Source organism: Aeribacillus sp. JST-2, from assembly GCF_056032925.1.
Window position 1 is genome coordinate 1 of record NZ_JBVVUU010000018.1, and the last position, 25722, is coordinate 25722.

The following is a 25722-nucleotide window of genomic DNA, read 5'->3' on the forward strand; positions in this document are numbered from 1 at the left end:
TTCTAACCAAGGAATCGGTTCATGTCTCTTTTTATGTTTATTTGTAAATTTATGTTAGTAAATTTGCTCAAGTACAGTAAGGAAAAGAAAAGACTTACGTTTTGATAAGGCGAAATCCCTTTAAATTCGAACAGTCATACAATGCCCTCAACATCTGCCTTGCTTTTCAAAGGCAGATGATTTTTTGTGATTGCATTTTAATTCATTCGGGTTTAAGCTTCTTTTTCATGAATTCATTTATCATGGCAGGTATTAATAAATATAATGCGTAGGCAAAAGACATCCATGCTGCAAAAGCGATAACCTGCGGCTCATCAAGCTTAGGAAAAATCAGCTGGTGGTTGGATAAAGAAAAAGTATCTAAAATTAAACCAACGATCGTGCCGATGAATCCAAATTTCAGCGGTGCATTTTCGGCTTTGTCAAACAATACATATAAATACGTGGCTCCTGCCAATAACACCCCTGTTCCAGCTATTAGCAAAGAGAAGCTGACAGCAAACTCCGCTGTACCCGGTCTGAAAAGAACGCTGTCCCCAAACATAACAAAAAACATTGTGGCAAAAAACCAAACAAAAACGCTCCAGCATGCTGTGTACAAATATCCTTTCATTTGTTCTCCACCTCTTGTAAGCCGCTCAATGCTATAAATAATTTCTCAAGTTCTGCGTATGTTTTCTCTACCGGAAAATTTTTTGACAATAGAGCCTGTAAGGCGATTCCGTCTACAACAGCGTTTAAAAATATCGCCCATGTGTCAAGCGAAATTCCTTTAATTGGTGATGAAGGCCAAATTTTTAATAAATTTTCCGCTAGAGCTTTATTTTCTTTTAAAATAATCCCCTCAAGCTGTTCCCTGATTTTATCATGATGAAAACCTGAAACGACGAGCGTTAAGAACAATTTATGAAAAAATGAATCATGAGAACAGCGGCTCTTGGCTGACTCGATCGCCTGTTGAATGATATTTTCATCACTTTTGGATATTTCGTTCCAAGAACTGTCGCAAATATCTTTGACAATATCCAATAATAATTGTTCTTTTGTTCGGAAATGATAGTAAACAGTCCCTTGTGTAACCCCTGCCATTTCGGCAACCGCCCTCAAAGTGAATTTTTCAATTCCGTTTTTGACTAAACACTTCTTCGCGGATTTAATGAGATCATTTTTACTAATCACATTCGGCTTTGCCATGTTTTCACTCCTTATTAGTTATTCAGATAACTAACTTAACTAAGAAAATTTTACCATTCATTTTTTGAATAATCAATCAAATTTTATTTTAGTATGTGCCAAGTTTTTTCAGTCTTCTTCACTGCTGCATTTAACAGTCTAACTTGTCCTTTTTTATGAGTACAATAACTGGATGTGTTTTTCCAACTTAATCAGATTTTATATGCGTTCTTTATTTGTCCATATATTTTTGATATAATTCTCCCCAATAAGAAGGCCTCATCTAAATGTACTTCGCCTGCAATGCGTACATTTATGATAGAGCGCCTTCTATTTTTTTTTCAAAATTTCAATATCGCATCTACTCAGTGATTATTCTCGCACAAGACATTGGGACATTGAATGAAACTTTTGCGATCCTATCCAAAGATTTCAATCTTTGGTAGGTTGGGCAAAAAGCCATTTGAAAGAACATCTGATGGGTCGGGTCGCTTGATTTTTGCTGCACCCGGTCATGATTAAATGAATCATGAGTATATTGTTAAATTGCGAGATGGTGATTTTATACGAGTCAATTTCATGTAAAGTTCAGCGAAAAAGATGTGAAAGGGATGGCGCAGCTGATGCAAAACAGGTGATACCTCCTCGCCAAATCTCATTGGAGAAGCTTTTTAGCGAACGGAGTGAAGATCTCTAAATTCAAGATCAATTTGCTGAACAGGTGATAAAAAATGGAAGACACATTCCTTGAGTTTTTTAATTTGCGCCTAAAGAAAAAGCTGCCTTATACACATTAAAAAAATTCCGTTTAATATCATTTTTTGAAAAAAACTCTAGAAAGTTCAGATATACCTCGATCCACAATATGAGCTCTACCAACAGCGCTGGGATGGCTGGAACAGTTGTATTAAAAATGCAGGTGCCGAACAAATGGTGAAAATCACTGGTTTTGGTTCAACAACGATCAGGTATTCTTTAGAAATGCGGGTGATCCTGATATATTGCCATGCGCAACGGTTGATTGATCTATTATGTTTTTCATTACGTGAATTGCTCTTGATAAGTAAAGGCTGCTAAATGAACAAACAAGCTGCAAAAAAGTATAGAAGATCTCTATTTTCAGCCGCACTTCCTTTCATTGACCAATTCATGTTACAAGCATAAGTTTTCGAAAAAATGAAAGAAGTAGAGAGAGGGATGCTATGAAGGTTTTAAAGATTAATATCAATAAGCCTGTTCATTTTATTTCAGGTGGACTATTTATCACCGAACGGCCTTGGATACATAGCCAGAAAATCTTCGGTGTAAGCAGTTGTACTGTATCTCCCGTTCTTTTTTATAACAAAGATCTGTTTGATAAAGCAGGGGTTCCGTATCCGCCTAGTAATCCAGAAAAGGCGTGGACATGGGAACAATTTGTAGAGGCTGCCAAACAGCTCACTAAAAAAGATGGGGACAAAGTAACTCAGTATGGCGTGTTTGGCCTTGAAAACAATTATATGACAACAGCCGAATATTTTTCAAATGGAGGAAGTCCATATAATAATGATTTTACAAAATCAACTTTTAATACTCCTGAGGTGAAAGAGGTTTTACAGGCTGTTTTAGATTTACGTGTGAAAGAAGGTGTAGCTCCAGAGGCCAGTGTTCTTGAAAAAATCGGTATGAGGCCTACGCAAATGCTGCAAACCGGAAAGGTAGCAATGCTTGTGGATGGATCGTGGGCGCTGCAGGAATTAGCTTCCATGAACTTCCCTGTTGGAGCAGCCCCTTTGCCAAAATTTAAAGAATCAGTTACACACGGCCAAGCACACGTGCATGCTGCCTCGGCTAAAACGAAACACCCTGAAGAGGCCTGGAAATTAATCAGTTTCCTTTCTTCTGAGGAATATCAAACTCAATTAGTTAAGGAAGGTTTATGGATGCCAAACCGTCAATCTTTATATACCGATGAAGGCATCAAAAAATGGTATAACGAGGATGTGCATCCGGAAGGATTTAAAGAAATGGCGACTTTTTTCAGAGATGCCAAACCTTATCCTAATGCCTTTCTTTCTAATAATAAAGTAAGCTCTATCATTACTGAGGAATTAGATAAATTCTATTACGATGGAGTGTCAATAGATAGAGTAGCAGAGCGGATTGACAAACGTTCAAATGTTGAACTGCAAAATCAAAGGGATTAAAAAATTTGAAATCGCCCTAGGGCCATTTCCTAGGGCGTTTCAAATAAGGGGTGGTGAAATGAAATCGCAGAAACTATTAAGTGAAGCTGCACCGTTGGTTAAAAAATCAGAACCGGAGACAAGGAAAAAGTTTTTAAAAAACTTATTTTATAAAGAATATACATGGGCAATTGTTTTATTACTGCCCAATCTTATTGGCTTTCTATTATTTACATTATGGCCTGTTTTGGCTTCTTTTCTGCTTAGTTTTACTGAATGGGATCTTTTGCAGCCTATGAAGTTTGTTGGCATTCAAAATTATATAAACTTATTCCAAGATGAGATTTTTATAAAAGTGTTTGGAAACACTCTTTACTTTACAATTGTATCCGTGCCAATAGGAATAGTGATTTCTCTATTATTGGCGGTAGCGCTTAACCAAGGGCTAAGAGGCATTAAGTTTTATAGGGCTGCATATTTTCTGCCAGTCATTTCATCGATGGTTGCTGTGGCTGTCATCTGGCAGTGGATTTATAATCCAGAATACGGAGTGTTGAACTACTTTTTAAGTGTTTTTGGTATTGAAGGTCCGAGCTGGTTGACAAGTACAAAGTGGGCGATGCCAGCTGTCATTGTAACAAGCATTTGGAAAAACGTAGGTTTTAATATGTTAATTTTTCTTGCAGGATTACAAGCTATTCCTGAGAGTTATTACGAAGCGGCAGATATCGATGGGGCAACATGGTTGAAAAAGTTCCGTCATATTACGATTCCTCTTCTATCTCCAACCACTTTTTTTGTATCAGTTATGTCAGTCATTGGTTCTTTTCAAGTATTTGATTCAGTCTTTCTTATGACTCAGGGAGGACCGGCAAGATCAACATCTGTTATGGTTCATTATATTTACGAAAACGCTTTCCAATTTTTTAAGATGGGATATGCAAGTGCGATGTCTTATGTTCTGTTCTTTATCATTGCTATTATCACTCTCATACAGTTTTGGCGTCAGAAAAAATCGCAAATCTATTAAAAAAGGCGGTGTCAAAAGTTCAACGGAGACTAAAGATTTTTTAGATTTTTAAAGCGTGGAAGATTGCACGACTGATCTCGGCAAACAAATCGAAAAAATAGGGGAGGAGTTTATGAAAAAAAGTTTAGCCAAAAGAGCTATTTCTCACATAATTCTCAGCTTAGGGGCAGCGGTCATGATCTTTCCTTTTTTATGGATGATTAGTACTTCGCTTAAAAGTATGGGAGAAGTATTTATATTTCCGCCGAAAATGTTTGGTGAAAACATTCACTGGGAGAATTATCTTCGAGTTTCTGATCGGTTTCCCTTTGGGCTGTTCTTTTGGAATAGCATGAAAATAACAGTGATTGTAGTCATTGGTCAATTAATTACAAGTTCCATGGCAGGATATGTATTTGCACGTCTTAAGTTCCGTTACCGCGATCTTTTATTTGGCTTATATCTGGCAACTATGATGGTTCCCGGGCAAGTTACGATGATTCCAAATTTTATTTTAATGCGCCATTATGGATTCGTTGATACGCATGCTGCACTCATTTTGCCCGGACTCGTTTCCGCTTTCGGCACGTTTCTAATGCGCCAGTTTTTCCTTACCATTCCGACTGCGCTCGAAGATGCAGCAAAGATCGATGGCTGCACACCTTTTGGCATTTATTGGAGAATTTTTATCCCGTTATCCAAACCTGCTCTTGCCACCTTAGGAGTGTTTATCTTTATGGGAACATGGAATGATTTTCTTGGTCCGCTTGTTTTTATTAATTCATTGGAAAAGATGACTTTGCCTTTAGGTTTAGCATCGATGCAGGGAATGTATTCTACTGATTGGCCTGTATTAATGGCAGGAACTGTTCTTAGTCTTTTGCCGGTTATCATCATTTTCTTATTGGCTCAGGACTTCTTTATTCGTGGTGTGACGTTATCAGGTTTAAAAGATTCATAATCTTTTAGAGGAGGAAAATTTTTTAAAGTACATGATAAGGGAGTGGTTTGAAATGAAATCGACAATTATCAAAAATGTGAAAGTAGATGATAAATTTTGGAAAAAATTTATGAATGTTGTGAGGGATGAAGTGATTCCTTACCAATGGGAGGCTTTAAATGACCGAATTCCCGATGCAGAACAGAGCCATGCAATTGAAAATTTAAGAATTGCTGCTGGCGAATCAGAAGGTGAATTTTACGGGATGGTATTTCAAGATAGCGATGTTGCAAAGTGGCTGGAAGCGGTGGCTTATTGTCTGGAAAGCGAACCTAATGCTGAATTGGAAAAAATGGCGGATGAGGTCATTGAACTGTTGGAAAAAGCGCAACAGCCGGATGGTTATCTAAACACGTTTTATTCCGTAAAGGAGCCTGGTAAACGCTGGACAAATCTTAGAGATAATCATGAACTGTATTGTGCAGGACATCTTATTGAGGCAGCTGTCGCTTATTACAAAGCGACCGGGAAAAAGCGATTTTTAAACATTGTTTGCAAATACGCCGATTATATTGCCGCTGTTTTTGGCAAAGGCGATAACCAGATTCCCGGATACCCGGGACATCAAGAAATTGAACTGGCTCTTTTAAAACTTTATGATGTCACAGGGAATGAAAGGTATTTGAATTTAAGTAAATATTTTATTAATGAGCGCGGACAGCAGCCCCATTATTTTGATATAGAGAAAAAAGAAAGAGGGGAAACCAAACCTTTTTGGTTTCATGATGGCTATATCTATCACCAAGCCCATATTCCTGTCAGGGAACAAACAAAGGCTGTCGGACACGCGGTAAGAGCACTGTATATGTATACAGCCATGGCAGATCTTGCCTCAAAAACCAAGGATGAATCTTTAAAGGAAACTTGCAAAACATTATGGGAAAATGTAACGAAACGAAAAATGTATATAACTGGAGGAGTTGGCTCAAGTGCGTTTGGGGAATCTTTTACGTTTGACTTTGACTTGCCGAACGATACAGCATATGCGGAAACATGCGCATCAATTGCATTAGTGTTTTGGGCGAATCGTATGCTGAATCTTGAGATGAATGGAAAATATGCAGACGTAATGGAGCGTGCTTTATATAACAGTACAATCAGCGGAATGAACTTAGACGGAAAAAAATTCTTTTATGTCAATCCTCTTGAAGTTTGGCCAGAGGCATGCACTCGCCATGATAAACGGCATGTAAAACCAGTCAGGCAAAAATGGTTCAGTTGTGCTTGTTGCCCGCCTAACTTAGCAAGGTTAATTGCTTCTATTGGTCATTATATCTATTCGCTTAAACAAAATGAACTGTTTGTACATCTATATGTTGGCAGTGAAATATATGCGAATGTAAACGGCCAAATTGTGGGGGTATCCCAAAAAACTGACTATCCTTGGGATGGCACCGTAACCATTACCGTTTCACCACAATCAGATTGTGAATTTACACTTGGACTGCGCATTCCTGGATGGTGCAGAGGTGCTCAACTAAAAATAAACGGTGAGGCGGTCGATATAACTCCATTCCTAAAAAATGGATATGCGTATTTAAAACGTACATGGCAAAATGATGATCAGATTGAATTATTCCTTCCGATGCCGATTGAACGTATAAAGGCAAATCCAAATGTGCGGGCAAATGCCGGCAAAGTTGCATTACAGCGAGGTCCAATTGTGTACTGCTTGGAAGAAGTGGATAATGGCTCAAATTTGCCAAATATCTACCTCAGTCGTGATGCAAAACTGTTTGCCAGCTTTGAACCCGATCTACTCGGTGGTGTTACGGTTATTACTGGTGAAGCAGAGCGAATTGATGGGGCGGTATGGGATGATGAATTGTACAAACCAGTGAAAAATGTGCAAACAAGAACAGCAAAATTGAAAGCAGTTCCTTATTATGCTTGGTGCAACCGGGAAAGCGGAGAAATGTTAGTCTGGATTCATGAAAAATAAGATCAATTGAAGTGGGAAGAAAGTACAGACATTTTCTGATTTCCAAGTTTTAAAGAATATGCCTTGCTTCCTGAAATTCAAAAACAGCAAGAATCATATTTTTAAAATATTGGAATCTAACATAAGGTAAAAGTGAAGGCTCTTTTTGATGGCGGATGCAATGAAACGAAATCTTTTTAATGGGAACAGACAGATAGCGGTTGAAACATCCACCTTGCTTTTGGCTTTAAAGGGTGGATGATTTTTTTATTGCGGTTGCTTTTGCAATTACATTCATATTGTTTTTGAGACGCTAGTTATTTTGCAATCATTCTCAGCAAGATAAACGGTAAAATCTTCTGCCTCTTTATTCGCCATTGTGAACTCATATCCATTCAAATCTATGAAAGTTACGAATACGGCTAAAGCTGTTCGTTAATTACCATTGTGAAAAATATACCCTGTTTGCGATGGAATGGTAATTGCAGCGCGCCTTTTCAATGACCGAGGAGAATTGTTCCACCCCAAGCAAATTATTTTTCAGTCTTTCCAACATCCATATAAATTTATTAGAAAATTTTATTCCTGCCCGATCTTAAAATAGACTGCCCTTGTCAAGTAGACAATTGCCAATAGAGTTTATCCTTTACTCTGGATTTGGGCAGGAACGACCTGTCCAACCATTGTAAAGGATTTGTCGAATTTTAAACTAACTGTTTTACTGTGTAGCGGGATAAAAATTATTTCGGAACGGAATTTTCAGCATTTAAATGGCCTGCGCCATAGGTATTGGGATCTACGTTTCTCCATAAATCAGCCCCGTTTTTTAAAAGCTTCTTAACTTCATCAGGATTAATATTTGGATTTCTTTGGAGAATTAAAGCGCAGACACCGGCGCAAATCGGTGTGGCCATCGATGTTCCGGAGAGCATGAAATAATCAGTCCCCACACGGCTTGATTTTTGGGTTCTGTCCAAATATGATTTTGGGGCGCGCAATGAAATAATATTTACACCCGGAGCCAACAAATCCGGTTTTGTGACGCCATAAATGGTTGCCCCTCTGCTTGAGAAGTTTGCAACATTATCATCTTTTCTATCAATCGTATTATGATCGTCAGATGCACCGACTGTTATAATTCTATCGCTGATACCGGGGCTGGAAATCGTTCTTGGGGCAGATCCTTCATTTCCGGCAGCTGCACAAACGACAATCCCGCTTTTCCAAGCCCTTTCCACGATTCGAACCATTGGATCATCATTTTCCTTAGGAAATGGTTCAGGCGTACTTCCAAGGGACAAGTTAATAATACGGATTTTATTCGACTGGTTTGTTTCATTATAACGGATGCACCATTCGACCCCCTGCATAACGGTTTCCATCAAGCCGCTACCCCTTTTATCTAACACTTTCACACCAATGAGATTTGCTTCTGGTGCAGGACCTCTGTATTTTCCCGAGGAAGATGAGCCGTTTGCTGCAATGTCTCCAGCACAATGGGTTCCATGTCCATTATCATCGTATGGAACAGTCCGCTGATTAATAAAATCAACAAAATCTACGATTCTTCCGGATAGGTCTTTATGTGGATAAATCCCCGTGTCGAGAACAGCAACCGTTACACCTTTACCCGTTAATTTTTTCCCATTTCGGACAATATTTTGTGCATTGGCACTTGGCACCGCAACATTTAATAAAGCTTTTACTTCCCTATTTAAATAAACCTTTTTCACATGTTGGCAATTGGAGATGATTTTTTCTAATGAAGTGGGAGTGACATCAAGACTGCAGCAGCATGCAATCGAAAAATTTTTTCGCACTTTGCATCTTTTATGTTGTTCTACAATATGATTGATTTCTTGAAGGCCTTCCTGAAAACTGTTTTCTTGAAATTCAACAATAACGGAAATTTTTTTGCTCCTTTTTATCAATTGTTCCATCCATTTATGGAAAAAACACGGAACCCATTTAAAAGGTTTGTACATTTCCAAAATTTTAGTACGCAATGGCTGATCCAGTTTGTGGGCGTTTTCCCGAACCATTTTCACCATTGAGTATCCGAACATCGACCTCACCCTTATCTAAAATTTTGCTGTTAATTTATGTGATGAATCGGATACCCGTAACGTTGTATACCCAATAGGGGAGGAATTTGGGTGATTTGCTTGGCAGGTCGTTATAAAAAATTAGAAAAGAAGGATTTTTTTATCAGTAAATTCCATGAAAGAAAAAAAGATAGGAAAAATAATTGTGCTGTAATTTAATACCGATTAATTTAGTTATGAGCGCGAATATGGTAAAAGGGAATCTAATTGGATAACAGTATTTGCGATCATTTGGATATTTCATTTTTTATTTAGTCCGTAAAGAAACTATGATTTTACTTTCAAGAAAAAGTTTGGGAGAAAAGAGTAAAAACTTCCCTCAGATATTTTCCCTCTTTAAAGTTCCTTCAAAAGAAATGCATATTTTTGTATCAATAAAAAATTTTATTCCCAATTAAAGGTATTTAAGCAGATTCCGTTTTTGTAATGTAAAATATATGTGAAAAATGTAATATATATATTGAAAAACAGAAAATATATATTACAATATAGTTATGAAGAGGTGATTTATAAATGGATAACAACGTAAAAGTCGCACGGATTCAAGCAAACTTAACTCAGCAGCAATTAGCTGAAAAAACGGGAGTTACAAGGCAAACAATCAGCTTGATTGAAAAAGGTAAGTATAACCCAACATTAAAATTGTGTTTAGAAATTTGCTATGCCGTAAATAAAACATTAGATGAATTATTTTGGGTAGAAAGGGAGAGTGAAAATGATGAAAAAAATTACTGATGAACGCTTAGTATTAAAAAATTTAAAAAACATACGGCTAGCGTTTGTTGTCCAGTCGGTGGGGATTATAGGGATTTTGCTCCATGATGCCTTGGCTAACGGTATTGCCAGCATGACACATCAACCTTTATGGCTTGTATTTATGATCACGGCCATTGTATTGGGATATTCACAAATGAGTATTTCTATTGATCACGAAAATCCAAGTAAACAAATAAAACCTAGTTCTTTCTACAAAGGTTTGTCTGTTATTTTAGGTATTAATTTCGTGATCGGTCTGCTCGTTTATTTAAGTCCTGAAAGCAGCCTGAAAGATTCAATAGCAATTGGTATCGCCCTCTTCTTATGCATGCTCGCACCTTATTCATACATCCATTATTTAAGAAAAAAGAAACTTGAAGACGAAGAAGATGAATAAAAATTCTGCCTAGTTTTTGAAGCAGCGACATGCTCCTCTAAATCTCGGGGCGATTGTAAGTAAAAAAAACGCTTCCCGCCTTAAAATGGGTAAATGCCTATATCGTTTTTGCAGATAGACACATACACTATTTTGAAAAAAATGAGGAGGAGAAAGAAATGGAAAGACAATATGTTGGAAGTTATGATGGTTATTCTGGTTACGGCTATCACCACGGCCACGGCGGGTACTATCCGGGCTATGGCTATCATCACGGCTACGGCGGGTATTATCCAGGCTACGGTTATCATCATGGCTACGGCGGGTACTATCCAGGCTACGGCTATCACCACGGCCACGGCTACCACCACGGTTACGGCGGATATTATCCGAGCTATGGCGGGTATTAACCGAACGGCTATTTATCGTAAATGGCAGGAAGCCTAATCCATTAGTTAAATGCATTCGTTCCTTGCCCACATTTTTCATGTTGAATTCTTGGAAGGCTTTCCGTCCAATAAGCAAAGGATGGAAAGCCTTTGCACAAGTGGCGGGGATAAGGAAATGCTCTTTTCCTGGACTTGCGGTAAGAGAAGAAATATCGCATTTTTCATTAAGGCCATGAAAACTGGATATAAGCCGAAATGTTAAATGTTTAGCAAAGTATGTGAAGAAGGAATTTGCTAATGGAGATCGAAATAAATATTAATAAGGGTTTTTTCAAATGGTGTGGCCGTCATTTCCACTTATCGAGGATGAAGTTTTTAGAATAAGACAGTACGGGGCACGGACAAAGAAAGGAGTTTTTAAATGCTTGAAATTGAAAAATTAAAAAAAGTTCTCAGCGCATTGCCGGAAAAAGAAGTGAAGTCCTTGCTGTTTCACATCTTTCTTAAAGCCGATTTAGTTAAAGTAACTGAATACACACAGGCAAATTTTATTCAAGATGTCCTAGAAATCAAGAAAAAGATTGTGGATAGGCTGGAACGGCAGGAAATGGACGAAAAAAGGAACGTTCAGATGGTGCATATTGTGTTTGGACCTTCCGCTGAGGGCAGTTTAAGAATAAGTTTGAAAAATTTAGGGCTGGATGAAAAAGAACGGATCATTTCATTTTGGGAATTATTCTCTGTAGGCCCGGTCTTTCATCTTGAAGAAGAGAACGGTGTCAAAGCGAGATTTGATTGGTTGAAGCAAAACATGAACGAGGAAGACGATCATCTCGTATATCAACAAAAATTCCAACAAACGATTCGGCAAATCATATCGATACCGGATGGTACGCCGATTACAATATGGACTGGAGAAAACGCCCACGAACAGACAGGAATGCGGTTTGTTCTTTATTTATTAAGGGACAGGCCTCATCAAATCATGATGATCAACACAACAAAAGCGTATCATGATCATTTTCATTCCCCTCATATACAGTTCGTTCCGCTTCACTCCGGTGAAATAGCGATTGAAAAAATTCAAATACTTTGCGGGCAAAAAAAGCAGCCTTTATCACAGTTGGAACGAGAGCAACTGGAACAAGAATGGCTGGAACTGTCAAACGATCGCGGAAAATTGAGAATATGGCGAAATGGAAAGATACATAGCGTCCCGGAAGATTATTTTGATTCATTCATCATCCATAAGGCGAAAAAACTGCATAGACAACAGGGAAAGAAAGATTATATGAAAGCCGCCAGACTGATCGGCGAAGTTATCGGTCATTTAGAACAGTATGTCGGGGATCAGTTTATCGAATACCGGGTAAGAAAGCTCATTGAAAAAGGAATTTTTGAAATGGAAGGCAGTTTGAAAGCAATGCGCTACTATCAAGTAAAAATCATCCACTGAATGGAGTGGAGGGGAAAAGAATGATCAAGGAACTCGATATAACGGATGCAAACATTGCAGAGCAAGTATTAAAACTGCAAATTCCGTCATATCAATCAGAAGCAAAACTCATCCATTTTTTTGATCTCCCGCCACTGAAAGACACCGTTGAATCACTTCAGCATTGCAAGGAAACATTTTACGGTTGTTTTATAAAGCGGGAATTAGCCGGCGTCATTTCTTTTAAAAAAACGAAAAACGTTTTGGATATTCATCGCTTGTTTGTTTCACCAGCTCATTTTCGAAAAGGAATAGCCAGTTCCCTAATCCGTTTCGTCGAGACGTTCGATCGGAATATTTATGAAATCCTCGTGGCAACTGCTGCAAATAACACGCCGGCCGTGAAGTTTTATTTGAAAAATGGGTATGTCGAGACAGGAAAGCACCATATTTCAGATCAATTGTCATTGAGTGTATTTAAAAAAATCATCCGCTAAGCGGCTGTTGATCATGGCAAAGGTTAACATAAGCAGGAAGTTTCATTAAAGGAAAAATCGATCCGCTTTAGGTTGTATAACGGCAATTTAATCGGATCCATCATATGTCAATGTTTTTGGGCGCGCTCCTTATATCATACGGAAAGCGGTAAACATGTTAGGGGCAGCTTAGAATAAATCAACTTCTTAGGGTTGTCCGTATTTACCAATACAACTGGACGGGAAATTTGCCAGAACCATTGACACAACAACAACCTATTGAGTTATGAAACTTTAGGGGAATCCACAAAATTCAACAGGCTAGCAGGAGAATAGTTGAGGGAAAAACAGTTTACATAAACCATATTTTTTGCAAAATCCGTTTATTCACTTTAGGATGAAAGTGATACAAATGGAAGATGGAGGGTTATGAATGAGCAGAGCAAATCAGTTTGTTCAATATTTTTTATCACATCGCAATGTTGCAATAGAGTTGATTGGCAAAATCGATCAAAGTCATTATGATTTCAAACCAACGCCAACCTCGATGTCGGCAAAACAATTGGCGTCTCATATTTTGCAATCTTTCTATCAGTTTGCCAACACAGCAAAAAGCGGAGACCCCGCTGCTTTTTCCAGAAAACTGGATGTGGAAACGGCCGATCTTAATGAACTTGCAGAAGTGTATACGAAAGAAACGGTAACATTGCTTGAGTCTTTAACAGATGATGAGTTTGAGCGCATAATCGATCTAACGAAAATTTTTGGTGCGAAAATGTCAGGAGCACAACTGCTGCAAACAGCCATGGATCATGAAATTCATCATAAAGGGCAGCTGTTTGTGTACGTGCGTGAAATGGGGCATACAGACCTTCCATTATTTGTTAAACGTGGTTAAATAAAAAACGGGATGATGATCCATTTGGAACGTCGTCTCGTTTTTTTAGTGATTCGATGGGACAAGCAATAAAATAGGATGGGGTTCCCTTCCCACCCCATTTCCATTAAATGCAGCATGCTTCGTCTCGCCAAACTCATCGTGGTGAGCGGCACTTCATATGTAAACCGGCTTAATTCGGGCAGTTCAACTGTATCGGCTTCCGGCTGTTTCACGTCCCAAGTGACTAGGAAACTTCCTTTTAAATCGTCGCCTTCGACGATGATTCGGTAAATTCCGCTTTCTTTTGCTTCAATTTGATAGGTCTGTTCATTGACAGTTTTCATCCCAATGAAGTCGTTTTCGTCATTCAATACATGGAAACCATAACCACCTTCTTGAAAATTGGTAAATTTTACAGAAAACACCTTTCTCTGCAGCAATCGGAACCACATGCGCCCCGTTGAAATAGTCAAAACGGGCTGTGAAGCTGGAGGCTTTTTTTACTTCATGCCAATTTTCTTTCACAGTAAAATCAATGGTTCCAATCATAAGCAAAACGAGCGGAGCACAAAAGGAAAAGCAACAGGTAAAAAACGTATTTTTTCGCGATAAGTGCGTCCCATAATAAAAGATGAGCGAACAAATCGCTCCGACTGCACCGCCAATTATTGCTGCCATCCATCCCATCGGAAGAAAAATAATCGATCCTGCAAGAATATAAAGAATGATTTTCATCGTTTTTTTGAGAGCGGGCGTTTTCTTGGAAAGCCAGTCAATGAACATGGAGCATATCATTCCGTATCCGTAGAACACTAGCCAAATGAGCGGCGCATCTATCGTTTTAGAAAATTCATACAAATCAAAATCAGTAATAAATAATAAAGCCGTGAAGAACAAAAATAATGAAAGACCCGCGCCAGTTAACTTCGCCGTTACGTAAGGCATGTTTTTGCGGAGAGTGCTTGATAAAAATGCCAATTCGCTCACAACCTCGCCATTTTTTTTATTATACCATTGTATTGTCGTCATTTGCTCTTTACATTGACGCTGCGTAAAGGATTATGATGATTTTGTCAGGAGGTGAAGCGATGGAGTATACAGTCCATCAACTCGCAAAATTGGCTGGAGTAACAGGAAGAACATTGCGATATTACGATGAAATAGGCATTCTGAAGCCGGCGAGAATCAATTCGTCCGGATATCGCATCTATGGACAAAAAGAAGTTGATAAGCTGCAGCAAATTCTCTTTTACAGGGAACTTGATGTTGATTTGGAGACGATTAAAAAAATTGTCAACTCTCGATCTTTTGACGGCATCAAGGCTTTAAAAGAACATCGCGAAAAACTTCTGGCAAAACGCGAGCAATTAAATTTATTAATAGCAAATGTTGAGAAAACATTGGCAGCTCAAGAAGGGAGGATCACGATGAGCGACAACGAAAAATTTGAGGCTTTTAAGCAGAAACTGATTGATGAAAATGAAAAGAAATACGGGGAAGAGATAAGAGCCAAATATGGAGAAGAGATCGTCAATCAATCCAATCAAAAATTGAGGGAAATGACAGAGGAGCAGTATGCTGAGGCGAACAAGCTGGGAGAGGAGGTTTTGAACGTACTGAATGAGGCGTTTTTAACCGGAGATCCGGCAGGCGAATTAGCACAAAAAGCCGCCGACCTTCATCGCCAATGGTTAAGCTTTTTTTGGCCCCGATATACGAAGGAAGCGCATAGAGGCGTAACGCAAATGTATGTAGAGGATGAAAGGTTTAGAGCTTATTATGACAAACAACATCCGGGAGCCGCTGAATTTTTAAGAGACGCTGTCTTTGTTTATACGGGAATGAAAATTAGAAATTTTTCTGAAAAATAGAAAGAAAAAGCTTCGGCAGCCCTCTTGTGGGAGATCGTTGGAAAAAGGGAATTTGCTGTTTAAAGAGTTTTTCCTAATAAAAAAAGCAGCAAGGGGCTGTCCGAAAAGAGGAATTTCATTAAATTTAAAAAACTGAAACATTGATCCATCAACGTTACTACATGAAAAAGGGGTCTGCTCTAAGTCGAAAAATCGACTTAGAACTGCCCCTTGTTTTTTAAAACGTATGAGCCAGATCTTTTGCCCGGGAAATAGCTTTTTCTTTAATTTCTTCTGCTTTTTCAGGCATGGCCGCATGACCTTCAACAAATAAACCTTCAAAAGACGGAACGCCGAAGAATTGCATCATGACGCTTAAATAACGGTGCCCCATTTCCATTTGCGCTGCCGGACCTTCCGAATAAATGCCTCCGCGTGCTTGAATATGCAGGGCTTTTTTATCTGTCAATAATCCTACCGATCCTTGCTCGGTGTATTTAAATGTTTTTCCGGCAACTGCCACTGCATCCATATAGGCTTTCATGACAGGAGGGAATGAAAAATTCCATAAAGGTGTGACAAACACATATTTATCTGCGGCAATAAATTGTTCACATAGTTCTGAAAGCCGTCCAACTTTCGCTTTTTCCTCTGAGGAAAGTTCCTCAAAGCTTTTGCCGGATTTCAGTTTTCCCCAGCCGTTAAATACATCAACATCAATTTGGGGAATATATTCTTTATATAGATCAAGGTGAACCACCTCATGATCAGGATGCACTTCCTTATAGGTTTCGATAAAAGCCTTCCCTACAGCCATACTGTAGGATTGGGTGTCATCGTGTGGATGTGCTGTGATGTACAATACTTTTGCCAATGATACCATTCCTCTCTAACTTTTTGTATTTTAATTTTGTAAAAAATTAAAATTTATAAATTTTAATTTTAAAAATCTCTATTTCGAGACAATCTTAGCGGAATTTATTTTCGATTTCAACTGATTTGCTTACGGAAAAATTTGTCTAATTTTTGACAAGCATGCATTTTCAGCTACTCCATTATAAACGGATTTCCGCTAATATTTTTTCTCATCTCATCTGTCAATACAAAAGGTTCATTGGCTAATGGTTCATAATCGGAAAATTCATAATTCTGAATGCTTCCGTGTAAACCGATTTTTCATCCATCGGTCTGCTGCCCCCTATAAATGGTTTGATATTAGCTTTTACCAATGAACATTTTACTATTCTGTTATCGTTGAAAAAAAGAAATATTTGGAAAAATACATGTTGATGTGAAGCTCGTTTGATAAACGAAATGGAAATTCATCAGTTTGAACGGCAGCAAAATTAGAAGAAAGGCAGGCAAGTGCCGTTTCTCAAATTCTTTTCCAATAATCCCATCGACCTTCCGTTATTTCTTTTTCAATTGTTTTCATATATTCTTTTAACTCCGGCGGCAACACATCTTTTTCAAATTCCTCCATTGTAAATGTAATGATTTGCGCGCCGCTGAAATCCATGACTTGTACAACTCTTTCGCGTCCTTGATAGTATGTCAGCATAATATGATACCTGCTCACGCTTTTTCACCCTGTTTTTCGTTTTTTCATGAAACCAATGGAAAGAATGTTGCTGCGTTTAAATGTGCGATATTTTTTCCGAAAATGGCAGTAAGCTTGAATGTAGTTTTCATTAAAATCTTTTACGGTAATTAACCGTTCGGTTATATCGCCCTGATTGCTCATATAGAACATTTTTAAAACGGTTCCGTTCGTTTTGGCTTTTTGCAGCAAACTGTTCATGAAAACCACCCCGGTAAAGAACGTTTGTTCTATTTTTATTATATGCGAATATATGTTCTGATATGAAGCTGAAAATTTTGGAATGTCCCACTCTGGTTTTCAACATTTGGATAACGTTTGAAGCCCTGCTTTTGAACAGCTTTCAGTGCTTTGCCAGCATCTTCGCCGCTTGCAGCCTGATGTTCTCAACTTTAGCGCTTGCGTTGGGATATGTTTTGCTGTTCTTTCAAAATAGGTGGCTGCTCCCGCATGCATATTTTTTGGTGCTGCATCATCTGTTTTTCCAAAAGCAACAGAATTGAGGCTGTTAGGAAATATTTAAGAAAATGGTGAAATTTCACAATAAATTCTTTATAATATTGTTTAATTATTATACAAACATTGCATCTTATTTATGAAAACGTTTGCTTTTTTTATAAAAATGAAAAGGGGGAATAAACAATAGATCGGAGAATTTTTTATGTGGGGGCGTTTTTGCTTTTCTTTCACTCTGCCGTTACGATTACGAACAGTTTTCTTCCGATTTATTTTCAGCACCGGGGGTTAACACCAATGGAAATCGGCTGGCTGCTTGCTGTCGGTCCTTTTGCCGCTTTATTCTCACAGCCTTTTTGGGGGTATATGAGCGACAAATATAAAACCGTCAAAAAAATTTTGTTGATCTGTCTTTCGTGTGTCATTGTTGTCAGCATCATTTTGTTTCAAATGGAATCATTTTGGTCGATTTTGCTATTATGCGGTATTTTTTTTACGTTTATGGCTCCGACTGGTGCGCTTGGAGACAGCTTGACCCAAAGGGTTACAGCCAGTGCGGGAATTTCATTTGGCAAAGTTAGAATGTGGGGGTCGATCGGTTTTGCGATCACTTCCTTAGTGGCGGGGCAGGTTTTTTCTGTCATCGGAATTGAAAATATTTTATATTTGTTTTTGTTTTATGCAGTCATTGCTTTCTGCATCGTTTGGAAGGTTACGGATGTAGAGAATAAACAAAAGCCGGTATCCCTTCGAGGTGCTTTCAAAGTGGCTGCCAATCCCCGCTTTTTTTTGTTTTTGTTTATGATTGTGTTTATTACAGTGCCTCATCGTACCAATGACAGCTTCATTGGCATTTACATAAAATCGCTTGGCGGAAGTGAAACACTCATTGGCTGGGCCTGGTTTATTGCAGTGGTGGCGGAAGCGGTTGTTTTTTTATTCAGCTCATATTGGATGGCTCGATCGAACGAAATTATGTTTTTAATCATTGCTGCTTTCATATACTGCATTCGCTGGTTTTTATTCTCTGTGATCGAATCGCCGTATCAATTGATTTTTTTGCAGGTGCTTCATGGTCTGTCATACGGGGTTTTTTACCTCTGTTCTTTTCAATTCGTTACGAAGCTTGTGCCGAAAGAGTTCCAAGCGACAGGGCAGCTGTTATTTTTGTCTACATTTTTTGCTTTTTCAGGAATTATCGGTTCATTAGCAGGGGGGAAGATTTTTGACGAGTTCGGCGGCGATACGCTTTACCAAATATCGGGGTGTTTAGCGCTGCTTGGCTCTGTTGGATTGGCTGTCTACTATGCCTTCTTTATAAAAGAGAAAGGAATGCCGAAAGTAAAGAGCATGGAAAGAAATTTATAAACAACGCTGTTTGCAGGCATTTTAGCTGTGCGAAGATTGCACAGCTTTTTTTGTTTTTCTTTTGCAGTTGTTGAAACGAAATCACCGTGGTTTTCAAGCTGAATAACTTGAATAAATAGTACTATCATTTAAAGTAACCTTGAGTTCTTATGAATGAAGTCTAGGAATTTGTGTAAAAAGAAGCGGACATTAATTGGTTCTATTTTCGGAGACAAAGTTTGCTGAACCGAGAGTAGGCTTTTACAAACATTAGGTCTCGACCTTCTTATGTGGCTTTTTTTACGCTGTTGAGAGTTGCTCCTGGATTACAGTTTAATTATGATTTAGGCAAGATCTTTTATATACGGGGTACATGAGATATACCGCAAGAAGAAATTGTTTGCTCCGACAATTTTTTTGATTTATTGCCCGGGGAAACAAAGGTCATTCAATTAAGACACTTATCCGGCAAAGAGATCATGATGGACAAAATCAATATTTTTGCGATCAATCCATTGGTTGGTGGCAAGACAATATGGGAATGGGAAATGGCGCAGAATTAAAATTTTTCCATGTTCAAAAAACATTTGTGTTTCTCTTCTCACTAGGAGCAAATTTTCCTAGTGAGAAGAAATTTTTATTTTTGATGGTGAATGTTCCATTATTTTAAAAACAATCAAATTTTTTGCAATGCTTGTTTAACATCTGCTTTTAAATCTTCAATATGTTCAATGCCGACAGAGAAGCGCACGAAGTTTGCCGGGATTCCTGCGAGCTGCATTTGTTCTTCGTTCATTGTTCCTTCCCACATCGCTGCTGTATGTACAACGAGAGACTCGACTCCGCCAAGGCTTACAGCGTTAGGAGGAAGCTTTAATGCGGAAACAAAGCGCTGTGTTTCAGCATAACCGCCCTTAATGGAAAAGGCAATAACGGCACCAAAGCCTTTCATTTGCCGCTTAGCAAGCTCGTGCTGCGGATGGCTTGGCAGCCCCGGATAATATACCCGCTCAACTTGCGGCTGTTTCTCGAGAAATTTGGCTAACGCCAAGGCATTTGCGTTAATCCGTTCGATCCGCATAGGAAGGGTGCGCAAACCTCTCAGCAACAGCCACCCATCCATAGGCGAAAGCACTGAACCGATGGAAATATGCGTATTCCAAATACGTTCAGCTAATTCCTCGTTTGTGCAAATGACGCCAGCTGTCAAATCATGATGGCCGCCCATGTATTTCGTTGCGCTGTGGACAACAACATCAACCCCAAAATCATGTGGACGCTGATTGATAGGGGAAGCAAATGTATTGTCCGCAACAACGATAATGCCATTCTTGCGGGCAAGATCACACACTGCAGCTAAATCTGTCAATACCAATGTAGGATTGGCAGGCGTCTCAACCATAATAAGTTTTGTATTCGGCCGAATTGCTTCTTCAAACGCAGAAGTGTCGGATTGGTCAACGAACGTCACGTCAACACCAAATTTCGGCAGCAGCTCATCCATAATTTTCGTTGTGCTCATATAATGATTTTTTTGGGCAATCACATGATCGCCTGCTGCTACAAGCGATAAAATAGTTGTCGCTATCGCTCCCATACCAGAGCCGGTTACTAAAGCTGTTTCCGTTCCTTCAAGATCTGCTACAATTTTTTGCACCCGTTCATGCACTGGGTTTCCGTAACGTGTGTAATATTGCGGATGACGAGGTGTTCCAGCAATTTCAGAAAATTCGCTTGCACTATGTGCCTTGAATGTTGCGGAATAGTAAATAGCAGGATTGACTCCTTTTTCGTCCGTTATAGAATCGTCGCCATGGATGACAATTGTTTCATCTCTGAGTGCTTGAGGATTCCGTTGTTCTTGTTCATTTCTTTTCATTATTTATTTCTCCCTTAAATCAAAGTAATTTTATAGATATTATATATCTATTATTAAAAAAAATAAAACTAGTTTGAGAATTCATTTTTGTTCATTATATGATAAAACAGTATGAAACTTTTCGTTATGATAAGAAAGGGGGCTTGAAAAATGAATTATACAAAACGTTTAAACGAGTATTACGCCGTGATTTTCACATCGGAAAGAACAGAAGGGGACAATGGTTATGAGGCAATGGCAAAGGAAATGGATCAATTGGTGTCCAAACAGCCCGGTTTTTTAGGTGCAGAGAGTGCAAGAAATGAGAATGGGTACGGAATTACAGTTTCATATTGGGAATCATTGGATGATATCAAACGCTGGAAAGAAAATGCTTTGCATAAAGCGGCGCAGGATAAAGGCAGGATGGAATGGTATAAACGTTATACAATCAGAATTTGCAAAGTAGAAGAGGAAAGGGTTTTCCATATTTGATAGATACTATAGCCCAGAAGAATGGCCGCTTCCTTAAAAACCCAAGGGAAAAGGCATGAGACTAGGTTCATAGTAACTTCGCAAAATGTTTTGACATAGCGCTGGATTGGTGAGAAAAAATTGCATATTATATAATGAAGGAAAGATTGTTCACTATTTGTGAACATTAGGATTGCGCAACTTTTCATTTTAGCTTAACACTGGAGAGAGAAAAATGTTAAAAAACATAAACAGCATAATGGAAAAGATGCTTCCTTTTTTAACCCCGTCAAGTGTTGTGATCGGGATTGTATTTTCAACTATATTTGACGATTTTTCTCAGCTTGTTCCGTGGATTTTTGCTTTTATTACGTTTGCGGGCAGTTTAAATCTTAGTTTTCATGCGTTTAAGCAGGCTCTTTTGCATCCGCTGCCGATTTTCGTCGTTCTTTTGCTGCTTCATCTTTTCATCCCGCTTTGGGCGTTTGCTGTCGGCCATCTTGCTTTTCAAGAAGACAGCTTCACGATCATTGGTTTAGTTTTGGCCGTGATCATTCCAACTGGTGTTACAAGCTTTATTTGGGTATCAATCCATAAAGGAAATTTGGCTTTAGCTCTTGCTGTTATATTAATAGATACGTTTATTTCTCCTTTTGTCGTTCCTGCCAGTTTATTAGTATTGGTGGGGAGAACGGTAGAAATCGACGTATGGAATATGATGTCTGGCTTATTTTTCATGATTATCCTGCCTTCCATTTTAGGAATGCTCGTAAATGAGTGGACGAAAAAAGAATTGAAACAGCGTATTGCAGCCGTTTTAAGTCCGTTTTCCAAATTAGCTTTATCGCTTGTTGTTATCATCAACAGTGCGGTAGTGGCTCCTTATTTGGCGAACCCGAATAAAAAATTAATTTTGATTGGGTTTTTCGTTTTTTTGATTGCTACAAGCGGCTACTTTTTTTCATGGATGACCGGGCGTCTATTAAAATTTCAACAGGATGATATCATCACTTTAACGTTTACGGGCGGAATGAGGAATATTAGCGCCGGTGCAGTGCTTGCGGTCACTTATTTTCCGCCGCAAGTGGCGGTTCCTGTTGTGATGGGCATGCTTTTCCAGCAAATTTTAGCTTCTTTCTATGGACATATGCTTGAAAAAGTTTATCATCCTTCGCTTGCTGAAAAAAAGTATGCGGCAGATGCAAAATGATGGATTTTGCATGCATACAAGCATAGGCTGAAAAACAAATGACCGCTCGTTTTCTTGTATTTTTAGGGAACCTCTTTTAAAACTTGAGCGGTCCTTCAATTTTCCCCCGCATATTTTGGATTTCCCCTAAAAATTTACAAGTTTTTTGCAGATGACAATAGTTCTGAAAAAATACAATTTCCAAAAGTATAAGCGTCTTGATGACTTATGAAACTGCTGATTTAAAAAATATAAAATGCGATAGCAGCGATCTCCATTACATATCGATTATTTTAACGGCCATACTAAAAAAAGGTGATGGCGACATGTACAAAAAAGAAGAGTTGATCCGTTTTGTTCAGGAAGCGAAAAAGTATGCGCATCAAGGAAAAGTTGCCAATTATATTCCGGCTCTTGGCAAGGCGAATCCGAATGATTTATCAATTGCTGTTTACATGCCTGATGGGCAGATCATTGACGCTGGGGATGTAACGGTAAAAGTGACGCTTCAAAGCATTTCAAAAATTATTGCATTAGCGCTTGTCATCATGGATCATGGAGAGAAAGCGGTATTCCAAAAAGTCGGAATGGAACCGACGGGGGATCCGTTTCATTCCATTGCCAAACTGGAAGAAATTCAGCCTGCCAAGCCGCTAAACCCGATGATCAATGCCGGCGCTTTGGCCGTAACGCATATGATTTCTGGAAGAACGGTGGATGAACGGCTGCAGAGACTCATTAGTTTTGTCCGCAAGCTTGCAGGAAATCCAATCATATCTTATTCGCAAGAAGTCGCTCAATCCGAATTTGAAACTGCTTTTTTAAACCGTTCTTTATGTTATTTTCTTCGACAGCACCATATTATTGATGAAGATGTTGAAGATCTGATGGATCTTTATACGAAACAATGCGCCATTGAAATGACATGCATCGATTTGGCGCGCATCGGCCTCGTTTTTGCAATGGATGGGCACGATCCGTTGACGGACGAACAAATTATCCCCCTTGATATTGCGCGTATTTGCAAAACCTTTATGGTCACTTGCGGAATGTATAACGCTTCAGGGGAATTTGCGATTAAAATCGGGATTCCGGCAAAAAGCGGCGTCTCCGGCGGAATTCTTGCTTCTGTTCCAAGAAGGTGCGGCATTGGCATATTTGGCCCGGCTTTGGATGATAAAGGCAACAGCCTAACCGGCACCAAACTGCTGGAATTTTTATCAAAAACATATTCATTAAGCATTTTCTGAGTTAAGGAGGAGATATAAGATGCAGGAATTTACTGTCAAATTTCATCGTGAAGACGATATCGGAGAAATGAAAGTGCAAAAGCTGAGCCCGGAAGATTTTGAGAAGGCGACAGAGGGGGGAACAAGACATTTATTTGATCTTGATACAAATATAGGTTTTTTTGTCTTTTTTGATGCTGAGGACGCAAATGGGCATGTGTCTTATCTCTCCCTCCGGTACGAGGAGGATGAGGAAGATCCGAGCGAATGCTATCGGTTTGAGCTAAAAGACTTTTATGAATTTATCGCCCTTTATCTGAACGACTTAGAATTCGGCGATGAAAACATGGCGATGCAAGAAGAAGAGGAAATATACGGTTCCATCCATTACTTGGCACACTTGCTTTTTCATATTGTTGAAGAAGGAAAATCTGTTGAAGTTTATTAAGGCAATGAAAATGGAAAAGCCGCTTTGATGATTATAAACAACAAACCCGTTCGGTTTGGTTCGTTCATTGATAGCAATATAATTAATGTTAAATCCCGCTTTTTAGCAAAATTTAAGTCGGGATTTTTTTATTCGAATGACAGATAAGTCCTCATTAAGATTTTTATTAGACATTCAATTTTCGGGAGATTAACAATTGAAGAAAAGATGACAAATTGTTTGGTAGCGTTTACAATTAATCATTGAGGTGATGAAAAATGATTTATTTAGCAAACAAAGAAAGATATGAGAACATGGTTTATAATCGCTGCGGGCGATCCGGATTGATGCTTCCTGCCATTTCGTTAGGGCTGTGGCATAATTTTGGCGGGGTCGATTCTTTTGAAAATGGTCGGGATATGTTGCGAACCGCTTTTGATCTGGGAATTACTCATTTTGATTTGGCCAATAATTATGGTCCGCCGCCAGGATCTGCGGAAGAAATGTTCGGTGAAATACTGAAAAAAGATTTCAAACCGTATCGAGATGAAATGGTGATTTCTACAAAAGCCGGCTATCGCATGTGGGACGGTCCATATGGCGAATGGGGATCGAAAAAATATCTCATTGCAAGCCTTGATCAAAGCTTAAAAAGAATGGGTCTTGATTACGTTGATATTTTCTATTCCCATCGGCCGGATCCGAACACTCCGCTTGAAGAAACAATGGCTGCATTGGATTTAATTGTCAAACAAGGAAAAGCGCTATATGTCGGTATTTCCAGTTATGATGCTGAACAAACAGAAAAAGCCATTAACATTTTACAAGACTTGGGAACACCGCTCTTAATACATCAGCCCCGTTATTCGATGTTTGATCGCTGGATTGAAGACGGTCTGCAAGCAGTGTTGGAAAAATACGGGGTGGGCTCAATTGCCTTTTGTCCATTGGAGCAAGGATTGTTAACGACTAAATATTTGAATGGCATCCCAGAAGATTCTCGTGCAGCCAAATCGACTGGTTATTTGCAAAAAGATGCCATTACGCCTGAAGTGATCGAAAAGGTGAAAAAATTAAATGAAATCGCAAAAGAGCGGGGGCAAACTTTGGCGCAAATGGCTCTTGCATGGGTGCTTCGCGAAGGAAAAGTAACTTCCGCACTAATTGGCGCAAGCAGTGCCAGCCAAATTGTTGAAAATGTAAAAGCGCTGGACAATCTATCATTTACAGAAGAAGAACTGGCGGAAATAGATCGTATATTAAAAGATTAACAGACTAACATTAACTAATATGCATTTTCTGCTTTTCTCAAGCATGGCATCACTGTATTGACTAAATCCGCAAATGCCATGCAGAAGAGGTGTCGCCTATCAGCGGTATTGGAGGTAGAACCTGTCTCATTGAATCATCCGCTATTATCATTGCCAAATGTTGTGTCGCTGCTATATATCGGCAGTGCCGGCATGCAAACTCGAATGAAAATGGCTCATTTGGCGGCGGATAACTTATTGTCCGTTTTAAATAGGAACGAACCGAAGCATCGTGTTGTATAAATGATGGCAGCATGGACAACAAACACAGCTCTTTTCCATTATTTAAATGTCTTT

Annotated in this window: 28 protein-coding genes and 1 pseudogene; 19 read left to right on the forward strand and 10 right to left on the reverse strand. The window is 38.9% G+C overall.

The features are described from left to right. Positions 1 to 202: 202 nt before the first annotated feature. Together AC0KTX_RS10435 and AC0KTX_RS10440 are read right to left on the reverse strand one after the other, a co-directional pair. On the reverse strand, positions 203 to 613 hold the full coding sequence (locus tag AC0KTX_RS10435; protein ID WP_474252139.1) for a DUF5367 family protein: 411 nt from the start codon (positions 611 to 613) through the stop codon (positions 203 to 205). Next, positions 610 to 1194, reverse strand: coding sequence for a TetR/AcrR family transcriptional regulator (locus tag AC0KTX_RS10440; protein WP_474252140.1), 585 nt, complete (start codon positions 1192 to 1194; stop codon positions 610 to 612). The genes AC0KTX_RS10435 and AC0KTX_RS10440 overlap by 4 nt, the downstream gene beginning before the upstream one ends. 1181 nt (positions 1195 to 2375) lie before the next feature. Between AC0KTX_RS10440 and AC0KTX_RS10445 the strand changes: the two genes are divergently transcribed. The 4 genes from AC0KTX_RS10445 (at position 2376) to AC0KTX_RS10460 (ending at position 7289) form a co-directional block, all read left to right on the forward strand. Further along, the gene (locus AC0KTX_RS10445) at positions 2376 to 3359 is read left to right on the forward strand and encodes an ABC transporter substrate-binding protein (protein WP_474252141.1); all 984 of its coding nucleotides are present in this window, start codon (positions 2376 to 2378) and stop codon (positions 3357 to 3359) included. Positions 3360 to 3417: 58 nt separating this feature from the next. Then, positions 3418 to 4368, forward strand: a complete 951-nt coding sequence (locus AC0KTX_RS10450) for a carbohydrate ABC transporter permease (protein ID WP_474252142.1) — start codon at positions 3418 to 3420, stop codon at positions 4366 to 4368. Positions 4369 to 4480: 112 nt separating this feature from the next. Continuing rightward, positions 4481 to 5308 carry a carbohydrate ABC transporter permease gene (locus AC0KTX_RS10455; protein WP_474252143.1) on the forward strand — a complete coding sequence of 276 codons (828 nt, stop codon included), beginning with the start codon at positions 4481 to 4483 and terminating at the stop codon, positions 5306 to 5308. A 52-nt stretch (positions 5309 to 5360) separates the two neighbouring features. Next, complete coding sequence (locus AC0KTX_RS10460; RefSeq protein ID WP_474252144.1) at positions 5361 to 7289, forward strand: glycoside hydrolase family 127 protein; 1929 nt, start codon at positions 5361 to 5363, stop codon at positions 7287 to 7289. A gap of 719 nt (positions 7290 to 8008) precedes the next feature. On the opposite strand, the gene AC0KTX_RS10465 is transcribed toward AC0KTX_RS10460, so the two are convergent. Next, a complete protein-coding gene (locus AC0KTX_RS10465; RefSeq protein WP_474252145.1) occupies positions 8009 to 9334 on the reverse strand; it encodes a S8 family peptidase in 1326 nt (441 codons plus the stop codon). Positions 9335 to 9886: 552 nt separating this feature from the next. On the opposite strand from AC0KTX_RS10465, the gene AC0KTX_RS10470 reads away from it, so the two are divergent. The 6 genes from AC0KTX_RS10470 to AC0KTX_RS10495 all read left to right on the forward strand — a co-directional run bounded on the left by AC0KTX_RS10470 (position 9887) and on the right by AC0KTX_RS10495 (position 13703). Next, on the forward strand, positions 9887 to 10108 hold the full coding sequence (locus AC0KTX_RS10470) for a helix-turn-helix transcriptional regulator (protein ID WP_474252146.1): 222 nt from the start codon (positions 9887 to 9889) through the stop codon (positions 10106 to 10108). Then, positions 10092 to 10526, forward strand: a complete 435-nt coding sequence (locus AC0KTX_RS10475; RefSeq protein ID WP_474252147.1) for a branched-chain amino acid ABC transporter substrate-binding protein — start codon at positions 10092 to 10094, stop codon at positions 10524 to 10526. Before AC0KTX_RS10470 ends, AC0KTX_RS10475 begins: the two co-directional genes overlap by 17 nt. A gap of 158 nt (positions 10527 to 10684) precedes the next feature. Then, complete coding sequence (locus tag AC0KTX_RS10480; protein WP_474252148.1) at positions 10685 to 10915, forward strand: hypothetical protein; 231 nt, start codon at positions 10685 to 10687, stop codon at positions 10913 to 10915. Positions 10916 to 11315: 400 nt separating this feature from the next. After that, a complete protein-coding gene (locus AC0KTX_RS10485) occupies positions 11316 to 12350 on the forward strand; it encodes a DUF1835 domain-containing protein (protein WP_474252149.1) in 1035 nt (344 codons plus the stop codon). A 20-nt stretch (positions 12351 to 12370) separates the two neighbouring features. Beyond that, positions 12371 to 12826, forward strand: a complete 456-nt coding sequence (locus tag AC0KTX_RS10490) for a GNAT family N-acetyltransferase (protein ID WP_474252150.1) — start codon at positions 12371 to 12373, stop codon at positions 12824 to 12826. A 412-nt stretch (positions 12827 to 13238) separates the two neighbouring features. Beyond that, complete coding sequence (locus tag AC0KTX_RS10495; protein ID WP_474252151.1) at positions 13239 to 13703, forward strand: DinB family protein; 465 nt, start codon at positions 13239 to 13241, stop codon at positions 13701 to 13703. Here AC0KTX_RS10495 and AC0KTX_RS10500 read toward each other — a convergent pair. Both AC0KTX_RS10500 and AC0KTX_RS10505 read right to left on the reverse strand, forming a co-directional pair. Further along, positions 13700 to 14056: a hypothetical protein gene (locus AC0KTX_RS10500; RefSeq protein WP_474252152.1), complete on the reverse strand. Its 357-nt coding sequence runs from the start codon at positions 14054 to 14056 to the stop codon at positions 13700 to 13702. The genes AC0KTX_RS10495 and AC0KTX_RS10500 overlap by 4 nt on opposite strands. Next, a complete protein-coding gene (locus tag AC0KTX_RS10505) occupies positions 14049 to 14714 on the reverse strand; it encodes a hypothetical protein (protein WP_474252153.1) in 666 nt (221 codons plus the stop codon). Before AC0KTX_RS10505 ends, AC0KTX_RS10500 begins: the two co-directional genes overlap by 8 nt. Before the next feature lie 59 nt (positions 14715 to 14773). Between AC0KTX_RS10505 and AC0KTX_RS10510 the strand changes: the two genes are divergently transcribed. After that, the gene (locus AC0KTX_RS10510) at positions 14774 to 15556 is read left to right on the forward strand and encodes a MerR family transcriptional regulator (protein WP_474252154.1); all 783 of its coding nucleotides are present in this window, start codon (positions 14774 to 14776) and stop codon (positions 15554 to 15556) included. A 217-nt stretch (positions 15557 to 15773) separates the two neighbouring features. Here the strand turns inward: AC0KTX_RS10510 and AC0KTX_RS10515 are convergent, their stop codons facing one another. From AC0KTX_RS10515 to AC0KTX_RS10525, 3 genes are all read right to left on the reverse strand, one after another. Beyond that, the gene (locus AC0KTX_RS10515) at positions 15774 to 16409 is read right to left on the reverse strand and encodes an FMN-dependent NADH-azoreductase (RefSeq protein WP_474252155.1); all 636 of its coding nucleotides are present in this window, start codon (positions 16407 to 16409) and stop codon (positions 15774 to 15776) included. A gap of 501 nt (positions 16410 to 16910) precedes the next feature. Further along, positions 16911 to 17114, reverse strand: coding sequence for a hypothetical protein (locus tag AC0KTX_RS10520; RefSeq protein WP_474252156.1), 204 nt, complete (start codon positions 17112 to 17114; stop codon positions 16911 to 16913). A 6-nt stretch (positions 17115 to 17120) separates the two neighbouring features. Beyond that, positions 17121 to 17336 carry a hypothetical protein gene (locus AC0KTX_RS10525; RefSeq protein WP_474252157.1) on the reverse strand — a complete coding sequence of 72 codons (216 nt, stop codon included), beginning with the start codon at positions 17334 to 17336 and terminating at the stop codon, positions 17121 to 17123. Between the two features lie 462 nt (positions 17337 to 17798). On the opposite strand from AC0KTX_RS10525, the gene AC0KTX_RS10530 reads away from it, so the two are divergent. Continuing rightward, positions 17799 to 18959: an MFS transporter gene (locus AC0KTX_RS10530; RefSeq protein ID WP_474252158.1), complete on the forward strand. Its 1161-nt coding sequence runs from the start codon at positions 17799 to 17801 to the stop codon at positions 18957 to 18959. Positions 18960 to 19333: 374 nt separating this feature from the next. Then, a pseudogene (locus AC0KTX_RS10535) lies at positions 19334 to 19390 on the forward strand (glycoside hydrolase family 2 protein); the annotation flags it as partial. 9 nt (positions 19391 to 19399) lie between these two features. Here the strand turns inward: AC0KTX_RS10535 and AC0KTX_RS10540 are convergent. Together AC0KTX_RS10540 and AC0KTX_RS10545 are read right to left on the reverse strand one after the other, a co-directional pair. Next, entirely contained in the window at positions 19400 to 19525 is a 126-nt protein-coding gene (locus tag AC0KTX_RS10540; RefSeq protein WP_474252159.1) for a hypothetical protein, read from the reverse strand. An 89-nt stretch (positions 19526 to 19614) separates the two neighbouring features. After that, complete coding sequence (locus tag AC0KTX_RS10545; RefSeq protein ID WP_474252160.1) at positions 19615 to 20817, reverse strand: trans-sulfuration enzyme family protein; 1203 nt, start codon at positions 20815 to 20817, stop codon at positions 19615 to 19617. A 150-nt stretch (positions 20818 to 20967) separates the two neighbouring features. Between AC0KTX_RS10545 and AC0KTX_RS10550 the strand changes: the two genes are divergently transcribed. The 6 genes from AC0KTX_RS10550 to AC0KTX_RS10575 all read left to right on the forward strand — a co-directional run bounded on the left by AC0KTX_RS10550 (position 20968) and on the right by AC0KTX_RS10575 (position 25668). Further along, positions 20968 to 21291 carry an antibiotic biosynthesis monooxygenase family protein gene (locus AC0KTX_RS10550; RefSeq protein ID WP_474252161.1) on the forward strand — a complete coding sequence of 108 codons (324 nt, stop codon included), beginning with the start codon at positions 20968 to 20970 and terminating at the stop codon, positions 21289 to 21291. Positions 21292 to 21505: 214 nt separating this feature from the next. Further along, complete coding sequence (locus AC0KTX_RS10555) at positions 21506 to 22480, forward strand: bile acid:sodium symporter family protein (protein ID WP_474252162.1); 975 nt, start codon at positions 21506 to 21508, stop codon at positions 22478 to 22480. 305 nt (positions 22481 to 22785) lie between these two features. After that, entirely contained in the window at positions 22786 to 23709 is a 924-nt protein-coding gene (gene glsA / locus AC0KTX_RS10560) for a glutaminase A (RefSeq protein ID WP_474252163.1), read from the forward strand. A 19-nt stretch (positions 23710 to 23728) separates the two neighbouring features. Continuing rightward, positions 23729 to 24136, forward strand: a complete 408-nt coding sequence (locus AC0KTX_RS10565; RefSeq protein ID WP_474252164.1) for a cytosolic protein — start codon at positions 23729 to 23731, stop codon at positions 24134 to 24136. Positions 24137 to 24393: 257 nt separating this feature from the next. Beyond that, positions 24394 to 25386, forward strand: a complete 993-nt coding sequence (gene mgrA / locus AC0KTX_RS10570) for an L-glyceraldehyde 3-phosphate reductase (protein WP_474252165.1) — start codon at positions 24394 to 24396, stop codon at positions 25384 to 25386. Between the two features lie 129 nt (positions 25387 to 25515). Beyond that, positions 25516 to 25668: a hypothetical protein gene (locus AC0KTX_RS10575; RefSeq protein WP_474252166.1), complete on the forward strand. Its 153-nt coding sequence runs from the start codon at positions 25516 to 25518 to the stop codon at positions 25666 to 25668. The last annotated feature ends 54 nt before the right edge of the window (positions 25669 to 25722 follow it).

Excerpts from the sequence above, each read along its gene's own strand:
- AC0KTX_RS10435 (WP_474252139.1), bottom strand. The coding sequence starts at position 613 with ATGAAAGGATATTTGTACACAGCATGCTGGAGCGTTTTTGTTTGGTTT.
- AC0KTX_RS10440 (WP_474252140.1), bottom strand. The coding sequence starts at position 1,194 with ATGGCAAAGCCGAATGTGATTAGTAAAAATGATCTCATTAAATCCGCG.
- AC0KTX_RS10445 (WP_474252141.1), top strand. The coding sequence starts at position 2,376 with ATGAAGGTTTTAAAGATTAATATCAATAAGCCTGTTCATTTTATTTCA.
- AC0KTX_RS10450 (WP_474252142.1), top strand. The coding sequence starts at position 3,418 with ATGAAATCGCAGAAACTATTAAGTGAAGCTGCACCGTTGGTTAAAAAA.
- AC0KTX_RS10455 (WP_474252143.1), top strand. The coding sequence starts at position 4,481 with ATGAAAAAAAGTTTAGCCAAAAGAGCTATTTCTCACATAATTCTCAGC.
- AC0KTX_RS10460 (WP_474252144.1), top strand. The coding sequence starts at position 5,361 with ATGAAATCGACAATTATCAAAAATGTGAAAGTAGATGATAAATTTTGG.
- AC0KTX_RS10465 (WP_474252145.1), bottom strand. The coding sequence starts at position 9,334 with ATGTTCGGATACTCAATGGTGAAAATGGTTCGGGAAAACGCCCACAAA.
- AC0KTX_RS10470 (WP_474252146.1), top strand. The coding sequence starts at position 9,887 with ATGGATAACAACGTAAAAGTCGCACGGATTCAAGCAAACTTAACTCAG.
- AC0KTX_RS10475 (WP_474252147.1), top strand. The coding sequence starts at position 10,092 with ATGAAAAAAATTACTGATGAACGCTTAGTATTAAAAAATTTAAAAAAC.
- AC0KTX_RS10480 (WP_474252148.1), top strand. The coding sequence starts at position 10,685 with ATGGAAAGACAATATGTTGGAAGTTATGATGGTTATTCTGGTTACGGC.
- AC0KTX_RS10485 (WP_474252149.1), top strand. The coding sequence starts at position 11,316 with ATGCTTGAAATTGAAAAATTAAAAAAAGTTCTCAGCGCATTGCCGGAA.
- AC0KTX_RS10490 (WP_474252150.1), top strand. The coding sequence starts at position 12,371 with ATGATCAAGGAACTCGATATAACGGATGCAAACATTGCAGAGCAAGTA.
- AC0KTX_RS10495 (WP_474252151.1), top strand. The coding sequence starts at position 13,239 with ATGAGCAGAGCAAATCAGTTTGTTCAATATTTTTTATCACATCGCAAT.
- AC0KTX_RS10505 (WP_474252153.1), bottom strand. The coding sequence starts at position 14,714 with ATGACGACAATACAATGGTATAATAAAAAAAATGGCGAGGTTGTGAGC.
- AC0KTX_RS10510 (WP_474252154.1), top strand. The coding sequence starts at position 14,774 with ATGGAGTATACAGTCCATCAACTCGCAAAATTGGCTGGAGTAACAGGA.
- AC0KTX_RS10525 (WP_474252157.1), bottom strand. The coding sequence starts at position 17,336 with ATGAACAGTTTGCTGCAAAAAGCCAAAACGAACGGAACCGTTTTAAAA.
- AC0KTX_RS10540 (WP_474252159.1), bottom strand. The coding sequence starts at position 19,525 with ATGTTTTTTGAACATGGAAAAATTTTAATTCTGCGCCATTTCCCATTC.
- AC0KTX_RS10545 (WP_474252160.1), bottom strand. The coding sequence starts at position 20,817 with ATGAAAAGAAATGAACAAGAACAACGGAATCCTCAAGCACTCAGAGAT.
- AC0KTX_RS10550 (WP_474252161.1), top strand. The coding sequence starts at position 20,968 with ATGAATTATACAAAACGTTTAAACGAGTATTACGCCGTGATTTTCACA.
- AC0KTX_RS10555 (WP_474252162.1), top strand. The coding sequence starts at position 21,506 with ATGTTAAAAAACATAAACAGCATAATGGAAAAGATGCTTCCTTTTTTA.
- glsA (WP_474252163.1), top strand. The coding sequence starts at position 22,786 with ATGTACAAAAAAGAAGAGTTGATCCGTTTTGTTCAGGAAGCGAAAAAG.
- AC0KTX_RS10565 (WP_474252164.1), top strand. The coding sequence starts at position 23,729 with ATGCAGGAATTTACTGTCAAATTTCATCGTGAAGACGATATCGGAGAA.
- mgrA (WP_474252165.1), top strand. The coding sequence starts at position 24,394 with ATGATTTATTTAGCAAACAAAGAAAGATATGAGAACATGGTTTATAAT.